This is a genomic window from Syntrophaceticus schinkii, assembly GCF_000946815.1.
In the GTDB taxonomy this organism is placed as follows: Bacteria; Bacillota; DSM-12270; order Thermacetogeniales; family Thermacetogeniaceae; genus Syntrophaceticus; species Syntrophaceticus schinkii.
In genome coordinates this window covers 1-7,194 of record NZ_CDRZ01000058.1, presented here as the reverse complement: position 1 = coordinate 7,194, position 7,194 = coordinate 1, and the positions used below count along the sequence as shown (strand labels likewise).

Below are 7,194 nucleotides of genomic sequence, written 5' to 3'. Positions count from 1 at the left end.
CGAGGAGCTGAAAGAGGAGGGGCAGCATTTTATCTACCTGGTGGCACCGACAACCACACCAAAGCGATTGGAGAAAATTTCAGGGGCCGCGCAGGGTTCAGTCTATTGTGTCTCCCTTACCGGGGTAACAGGATGAGAGAGGGCATTTCGCCAGATATAAAAGAGTTCATGCAGGGGGTGAGAAGACATTGCAGCCTGCCCCTGGCTGTTGGTTTCGGCATCTCCAACCCCAGGCAGGCCGCCATCATAGCAGAGGCCGCAGACTCAGTGATCGTGGGCAGCGCCATTGTCAGCCTTGTAGAGCAGTTTCACAACCAGCCGGAGGTAATGCTTGAGCGAGTGTCCGGCCTGGTTGAGGAACTGAAAGAGGCAATAAGGTAACAAAATTACTGGTGACTGTCACCATCTCCCACCTCAGGTGGCGGTGAAGCCTCCGTCTGCGGGAAGGTTGACTCCGTTGACAAAAGAGGCTTCATCGCTGGCCAAAAAGAGGGCACAGGCTAGTAGGTAGACATATCGCCAAAGCCGTTAATCCCGGCGATGCTGGATAGATTGATGATTGAACCCCTGGCGTTGTTCTTCCGCATAATTTCTGCTGCAAACCTGGCTGCAAAATAGGTCCCCTTGACATTGATCATCATCAAGCGGTCATACTCTTCTTCGGTGACTTCAGTGATCAGCTTCATCATAAAAATACCGGCGCTGTTTACCAGGATGTCCAGGCTCTGATATGTCTCAACTGCTTTGTTCATCAAAGTTTTCAGGTTATCAAGATTGGTTGCATTTGTTTGGGGGATGTGCTCATGAATCCTTTCATGAGCACATGTAAAATTTTTCACAAATCTCGTTATAAAAAATAAGCTGTTAACTTTAGCAAAGGAAGCTTTCTTTTTTCGGAGCCCAAATTTTCGGTGGAATTGCTGCCGTTTTATTGGCACCTTCCGTAATTGCGTTAGATGGTTTCAAAAAAACGGCAGATCAGTACCATTATCCACCGCTATTTACCCCTGAACTTAAACCTGAGTACAGCCAGATGCCTTGATAGATCACGATAGATCACGAGAACCGTCCCCCTGATCTTTTTTTTTGGTCTTTCTGTTCGCTTTTAAATGGGTCTGTGATACCCATTTTTTGAAGTGTGTACTCGTAGAGCAGTTCCAGGTCATCGTAGGGGAATTCCAAATGTACTTTTTCGTTTTTTTCAGGTGAGGAATCCCTGGGCTCTTTAAGCGCATGGATTTCTTTAGCTACAGGTGTTTCAATGCTGTTTTTTTGTTTTTGATCAGATTGGGCAGAACGAGCCTTTGTTCGAATAGCAGGGATGCTCATAGTCTATTCTTCACCTCCCGGTTTTTTGTTCACGAGGCATGTGCCATATTTCACAATTAGCGCACAAAATTATACTAGCAAGAGTCATGCCTATTAAAAAAGGCAGTAGCTGCTAATATTTTTTCTGCTGTTGCCAATGGAGTTCTTATCTGTTAAAATAGTGTACACAAAAATGTGCACAAGGGTGTTATTGTTATGGACGATTTCTACCGCATTGGGGATAAAATTGTCAGCATGGAGAAGCTTACCCGCTCCTTGACTCGGATGATGTCCCTGCGCAGTGAAGGGGTTTCCCAGCAGGAGGTTGCAGATCGCTGTGGTGTTGACCGCAGTTTTATTTCTCGACTGGAGGGGTTGGGGGCTGTACGCAGGGGGGCAAGTATTGCTGTGGTCGGTTTCCCGCTGCAAAACAAGGATGAGATTCTTTCATTATTGGGAGATCTGGGGGTTGATTTCAGCCTGATCATGACAAATGAGGAGCGCTGGCGTTTTGTGAGGGAAAAGTCGGGACTGGAGTTGTTGAATCAGCTGATGGAATTGGTGGCGAAGATCAGAACTTATGATGTAGTAATTCTGATCGGTTCCCGGCAGCGCATCAACTGGAGTGCGGCTCTTCTGGATAAGGAGGCACTGGGGATCAGCCTTGGGGAATCACCCCTTACTGAGGATAAGTATGTTGACCCGGAGCATCTGCGCAAGCTGATCCTCTCAGCACAGGAAGATTGAATTGATTATTGTACTCTTTCACAAGAAAGTGAGGACAGATCATGAAACGTGTTGTCGGCATCAGTATTGGTTCTTCTAAGCGTGACCACAAAGTGGAAGCTGAATTTCTGGGAGAGAAGTTCCTCATAGAACGGATCGGTACCGATGGGGATATGAATCGAGCGATCGAGATGATCCGTGAGCTGGATGGTAAGGTAGATGCTTTTGGCATGGGGGGGATCGATCTATACCTGGTGGCAGGGGGTAGGCGTTATGCTCTCCGCGAGGCCAAAAAGATCGCCGCTGCTGCTGTAAAGACCCCGATTGTTGATGGCAGCGGATTGAAAAATACTCTGGAGAGACGTGTCATCGATTATCTCCAGCAGGAACTGAAATGGGAGTTTAAGGGCAAGCGAGCTTTAGTGGTTGCCGGGGTGGATCGCTTCGGAATTGCCGAGGCTCTCTGGGATGCCGGCTGCAAGACAACTTATGGAGACCTGATTTTTGCTCTGGGAATTCCCATTCCCGTCCACAAACTTTCTACACTGCGGTTTCTTGCCTATACGCTGCTCCCCATCCTGAGCCAGCTTCCTTTTAAGTATTTGTATCCCACAGGGAAGAAGCAGGACACGGTGAGCACAAAGCATGAGTTCTACTATCAGGACAATGATATCATTACCGGAGATTTTCACTTCATTAGAAAATATATGCCTCAGGAACTTCCTGGTAAAGTTATTATCACCAATACAGTGACCAAGGATGATCTGGAACTGCTCCGGGAGCGAGGTGTGAAGATTTTGGTGACCACAACCCCGGAGATGCAGGGGCGCTCCTTTGGCACCAATGTCTTGGAGGGGGTATTGATCACTTTGCTGGGGAAGAGGGTGGATGAGGTGACACCTGAGGATTACAGCAGCCTTTTAGATGAACTGCAGCTTAAACCCCGTATCGTCTATCTGCAGGAGGAACAGCCAAACAGCAGTCCACATAAAAAAGAGCCCGTTAGCAGTGTAAATTAGAAGTCGGTGGGGATACCAATCAGATCTGGGGTTGAGATTATCGTTAGCAGTGTAATTTAAAGAAGTCGGTGCACCTTACCTCTATGATATTTTGCGTTACTTAATTAGTCTTACTCAATAGGAATAAGGAGAATAAGGAGATCAACAGCCCATGACCAAATTTGCATTTATTATACATCCCATCGATTTGGGATATATTACACAAAATATAAAATTACTTAAAGTGCTCCCAGGTAGCCTTACTGAAAGGATTGTTTCCCACTTCCCTGTCTATAAGGCTTCTGAGATCAAGGGGATCAAATCACCGTTAGCTGAGACAGAAGGGTGGTTTATTATCTGCCCCTTGACATCTCGCCAGATGCTGGGGTTGCCTGAGGATTATGTGCTGCGCCGGATTATTGAAGCAGGGAAATTGGCAGAAAAGCTGGGAGCGGGGATTGTAGGACTGGGGGCCATGAGTGCTGTGGTTGGGGATGCCGGGATTACTGTGGCTGATAACCTGGGAATCGCGGTTACAACCGGCAACAGTTATACTGTGGCTATGGCCCTGGAAGGAACCAGAAAAGCCGCGGAATGCGTGGGGATCGATATGGCCAAAGCGGAGGCAGTGGTTCTCGGTGCTACAGGGTCCATCGGCAGTGTCTGTGCCAGAATGCTTGCCGGTGAGGTAGGGGGGTTGACTCTGGTTTCCCTGACACGCTCCCCCCTGGAGCGCCTGTCTCACCAAATTCTACATGAGACCGGCACTGCTGTCCGCCTGACCACAAACACCAAAGAGGCTCTTCGCAATGCAGATATTGTGGTGGCTGTTACATCTTCAGTTGATACGATAGTCGAGCCCCAGGATTTAAAGCCGGGTGCTGTTGTCTGTGATGTTGCCCGCCCGCGGGATGTCTCAGTTAAGGTAGCCAGTGAACGCCCGGATGTGCTGGTTATTGAGGGAGGGGTTGTAGAGGTTCCAGGGGATAATGTTCAGTTTAACTTTAATTTCGGTTTTCCACCCGGGACAGCTTATGCCTGTATGGCAGAAACCATGATCCTTGCTTTAGAGGAAAGGTGCGAAAACTACTCTTTAGGGCGGGATTTGACTGTTTCCCAGGTTAGAGAAATACAGCGCTTAGGGAAAAAGCACGGCTTCAAGCTTGCTGGTTTGCGCAGTTTTGAGCGCGCACTTACAAAAGAAGATCTAAAAATTTTTTCCAGAACCCTTGACAAATAGATTTTACATTTCTATAATAGCTACAAAATATGCAGCAGAATAGGAAGCACTAGCCGTTTACGGTCCAGCCCGGCTGGGCTTATTATTTATGAACCAGGGAGGCAAGACACCTTAAAAGGCGTCATTGTCACCTTTTTGGTTTAAGGGAAGGGATCTAGCCTAATCTGTTGCAATCTTTTACTGAAGGGGACCGAATAAAACTTTGAGAAGGGTCATAAGATTTAAGTAAATTTTTCAATCAAGGGAGAGATAATATTGCCAGAAAAAGAGGTTCTTTTAACAGGAGACGGGGTTAAGAGACTGGAAGATGAGCTGCAGCTCTTAAAATCTGTAAAGCGCCGGGAGATTGCCGAGCGTATCCGGACTGCTATTGATTTTGGCGATATCTCTGAAAACTCGGAGTACGAGGAAGCAAAAAATGAACAGGCTTTTATCGAAGGCAGGATTATCCAACTGGAAAAAATGCTGCGATATGCCCGGATTATTGATACCAGTGAAGTGCCACCAGATACCGTTGGTGTAGGTACCACAGTTCTTTTAAAAGACCAGGATACCGGTGATGACATTGAATACACCATCGTTGGAAGCGCGGAGGCTGACCCCGCTGATAATAAGATATCCAATAAATCGCCTGTAGGAAAAGCAATCCTGGGGAAAAAGGTGGGAACTGTGGTGGAGGTTAAGGTACCTGCAGGAACCCTGAGATACCGTATTGAGGATATTCGGATATAAATCTCCCTTTGTTATACAGTTATGAAATCCTTAAGCGGCAGGAAGCATCTCATGCCGCTTTATGGCATATGATCAGCCTCCGACAGCTGGCTTCTAGCCTCTATTTTCCGGGTAGATGGCCATGATGCTCACAACAGCACCATAGATGTTATTTTTTCTAATTCGGTGACAGGTTGACGGTGACAGTCACCGTGCGTGTCACCGTGCGGAACAGTTGAATAATGTGAAACTTGGGTTGACGGTGACAGTCACCTGATGATGGTCACCTGATGAAATATCGGTTGAATGAGGTTTGGGATTTACCGGAACGATGATCGATACTCTTGGCGTTCTCCGACACCGGACCTTTGGCTTCTGATTTGGTTATAGTAGAAATAGAAAATGGGAGGAGTTTTTTTATGCCTGATGGCAACAGGGAAGAATCGCCGGATCTATTTGACATACGTTTAGAAAAAATAGAAGAGCTGCGATCCAGTGGGATCGATCCTTTTGGCAGTAGATTTCCGGTTCAGCAGCATGCTGCTGAAATAGCTGCCAATTTTCCTGATTATGACGACAGGGAGGTTACAATTGCCGGGCGTCTGATTGCTAAAAGAGGGCACGGCAAGGCAAGCTTCGGAGATTTGCAGGACTTTACGGGCAAAATTCAGGTTTATGCCAGGTTAAATGACCTGGGCAGTGATGCCTATGAGCTTTACAAAAAACTGGATATCGGTGATATCATCGGCGTTCGAGGGACAGTATTCCGTACCAGGAAACAGGAGATTACAGTAGCCATCAAAACTTTTGAGGTTCTGTCAAAATCACTGCGCCCTCTTCCGGAAAAATGGCACGGGTTGAAGGATATTGACCTTCGTTACCGGCAGCGCTACCTGGATCTGATCGTCAACCCGGAGGTGAAAGGGGTTTTCCTCAAAAGGATCGAGATTATTCGTGCCATCCGTCATCACCTGGAGGGATACGGTTTTCTTGAAGTGGAAACACCCATGATGCAGCCTTTGGCCGGTGGTGCAGCAGCGCGTCCCTTTATCACTCATCACAATGCCTTAGATATGGAGCTGTATCTTCGTATCGCTCCGGAACTGTACCTTAAAAGGCTTTTGGTAGGGGGATTTGAAAAGGTATTTGAAATCAACCGCAACTTCAGGAACGAAGGAATTTCCACCAAGCATAATCCGGAGTTCACCATGTTGGAACTCTACCAGGCATATGGGGACTGCCAGGACATGATGACTATTACAGAGGATCTGATCAGCACAGTTACCCAAGAGGTATTTGGGACAACGAAGATAATGTATAGCGACCAGGAGATTGATTTCACTGCTCCTGGACAAGGCTGAGCATGCTGGATGCAGTGCAGAGGTACACCGGACAGGATTTCGGTCACTTTGACACAGAAAAGGCGCGTCAGCAGGCTGCAGAACTGGGAGTGGAGATCGATGTGGATGCGGTCTGGGGGCAAATCTTAAATGAAGTTTTTGAAGCATTTGTAGAAGACAAGCTCATCCAGCCCACATTCATCACAGGTCATCCGGTAGAGGTCTCTCCGCTGGCAAAGCGCAGCAAGGAAAATCCGCGGCTCACTGATCGCTTTGAACTTTTTATTAACAGCTGGGAGTTGGCCAATGCCTTCACAGAGCTCAATGACCCGCTGGATCAGAGGAAACGCTTTGAACAGCAGATGGATGAACGAGCACGGGGTGATGAGGAAGCCCATGCTATGGATGAAGACTATATAACAGCTTTAGAATATGGGATGCCGCCTGCAGGAGGACTGGGTATTGGGATCGACAGACTCGTCATGATTCTAACCAGCGCCCCTTCGATCAGAGATGTGATCCTTTTTCCGACAATGCGGCCGCGGGAGTTTTAACCACTCACGGCTGTTTTGCTTTCAAAAGACGACAGATAAGGATTACTGCAAGGTAAGAGTAAGCTGCCGCGGAGTTGTGTTAGAAGAAAAAAAAAGATGATCAGAACTGACGCATAGCCTTTAACTACTATGCCCGACAAGGGTTTCCAGAGACTAGAAGAAATATTTTATCGAAAAAGGAACTGGACAGCGGTAATTAATTATGAGACAATAGTGTGGGTTATTATCAAAGGGGGCCTGCACTATGACAAAACAATACGACAACCAAGTCTTGGTAAGCGGCAGATATTTCACCGAACAGGAACTGACAAGATTTA

9 protein-coding genes and 1 pseudogene are annotated in these 7,194 nt (G+C 47.2%); 8 read left to right on the top strand and 2 right to left on the bottom strand.

Features of this window, described 5'->3' with window-relative positions; genetic code table 11:
• The first annotated feature begins 40 nt into the window (after positions 1-40).
• Both SSCH_RS21685 and SSCH_RS04135 read left to right on the top strand, forming a co-directional pair.
• Entirely contained in the window at positions 41-136 is a 96-nt protein-coding gene (locus SSCH_RS21685; protein ID WP_408645688.1) for a tryptophan synthase subunit alpha, read from the top strand.
• Entirely contained in the window at positions 133-381 is a 249-nt protein-coding gene (locus SSCH_RS04135) for a tryptophan synthase subunit alpha (protein ID WP_052835289.1), read from the top strand. Before SSCH_RS21685 ends, SSCH_RS04135 begins: the two co-directional genes overlap by 4 nt.
• A 119-nt stretch (positions 382-500) precedes the next feature.
• On the opposite strand, the gene SSCH_RS18855 is transcribed toward SSCH_RS04135, so the two are convergent.
• Both SSCH_RS18855 and SSCH_RS04125 read right to left on the bottom strand, forming a co-directional pair.
• The gene (locus tag SSCH_RS18855) at positions 501-839 is read right to left on the bottom strand and encodes an SDR family NAD(P)-dependent oxidoreductase (RefSeq protein WP_198142155.1); all 339 of its coding nucleotides are present in this window, start codon (positions 837-839) and stop codon (positions 501-503) included.
• Between the two features lie 217 nt (positions 840-1,056).
• Positions 1,057-1,329, bottom strand: a complete 273-nt coding sequence (locus SSCH_RS04125; protein ID WP_044664375.1) for a hypothetical protein — start codon at positions 1,327-1,329, stop codon at positions 1,057-1,059.
• A 195-nt stretch (positions 1,330-1,524) separates the two neighbouring features.
• Here SSCH_RS04125 and SSCH_RS04120 point away from each other — a divergent pair, with 195 nt between their 5' ends.
• From SSCH_RS04120 to SSCH_RS19925, 6 genes and pseudogenes are all read left to right on the top strand, one after another.
• Positions 1,525-2,055, top strand: a complete 531-nt coding sequence (locus SSCH_RS04120) for a helix-turn-helix domain-containing protein (protein ID WP_044664374.1) — start codon at positions 1,525-1,527, stop codon at positions 2,053-2,055.
• A gap of 41 nt (positions 2,056-2,096) precedes the next feature.
• Positions 2,097-3,053 (top strand): hypothetical protein, encoded by a 957-nt coding sequence (locus tag SSCH_RS04115; protein WP_044664373.1) that lies wholly within the window; start codon positions 2,097-2,099, stop codon positions 3,051-3,053.
• 151 nt (positions 3,054-3,204) lie between these two features.
• Positions 3,205-4,272: a shikimate dehydrogenase gene (locus tag SSCH_RS04110; RefSeq protein WP_044664372.1), complete on the top strand. Its 1,068-nt coding sequence runs from the start codon at positions 3,205-3,207 to the stop codon at positions 4,270-4,272.
• Between the two features lie 255 nt (positions 4,273-4,527).
• Complete coding sequence (gene greA, locus SSCH_RS04105) at positions 4,528-5,004, top strand: transcription elongation factor GreA (RefSeq protein ID WP_044664371.1); 477 nt, start codon at positions 4,528-4,530, stop codon at positions 5,002-5,004.
• A 398-nt stretch (positions 5,005-5,402) separates the two neighbouring features.
• Positions 5,403-6,877: pseudogene (gene lysS, locus SSCH_RS04100) on the top strand (lysine--tRNA ligase).
• Positions 6,878-7,006: 129 nt separating this feature from the next.
• A partial coding sequence (locus SSCH_RS19925; RefSeq protein WP_044664370.1) for a hypothetical protein occupies positions 7,007-7,194 on the top strand: 188 nt, incomplete at its 3' end.

What these genes read in the sequence shown, in the direction of transcription:
- SSCH_RS04135 (WP_052835289.1), top strand. Translation starts at nt 133, where the DNA reads ATGAGAGAGGGCATTTCGCCAGATATAAAAGAGTTCATGCAGGGGGTG.
- SSCH_RS04125 (WP_044664375.1), bottom strand. Translation starts at nt 1,329, where the DNA reads ATGAGCATCCCTGCTATTCGAACAAAGGCTCGTTCTGCCCAATCTGAT.
- SSCH_RS04120 (WP_044664374.1), top strand. Translation starts at nt 1,525, where the DNA reads ATGGACGATTTCTACCGCATTGGGGATAAAATTGTCAGCATGGAGAAG.
- SSCH_RS04115 (WP_044664373.1), top strand. Translation starts at nt 2,097, where the DNA reads ATGAAACGTGTTGTCGGCATCAGTATTGGTTCTTCTAAGCGTGACCAC.
- SSCH_RS04110 (WP_044664372.1), top strand. Translation starts at nt 3,205, where the DNA reads ATGACCAAATTTGCATTTATTATACATCCCATCGATTTGGGATATATT.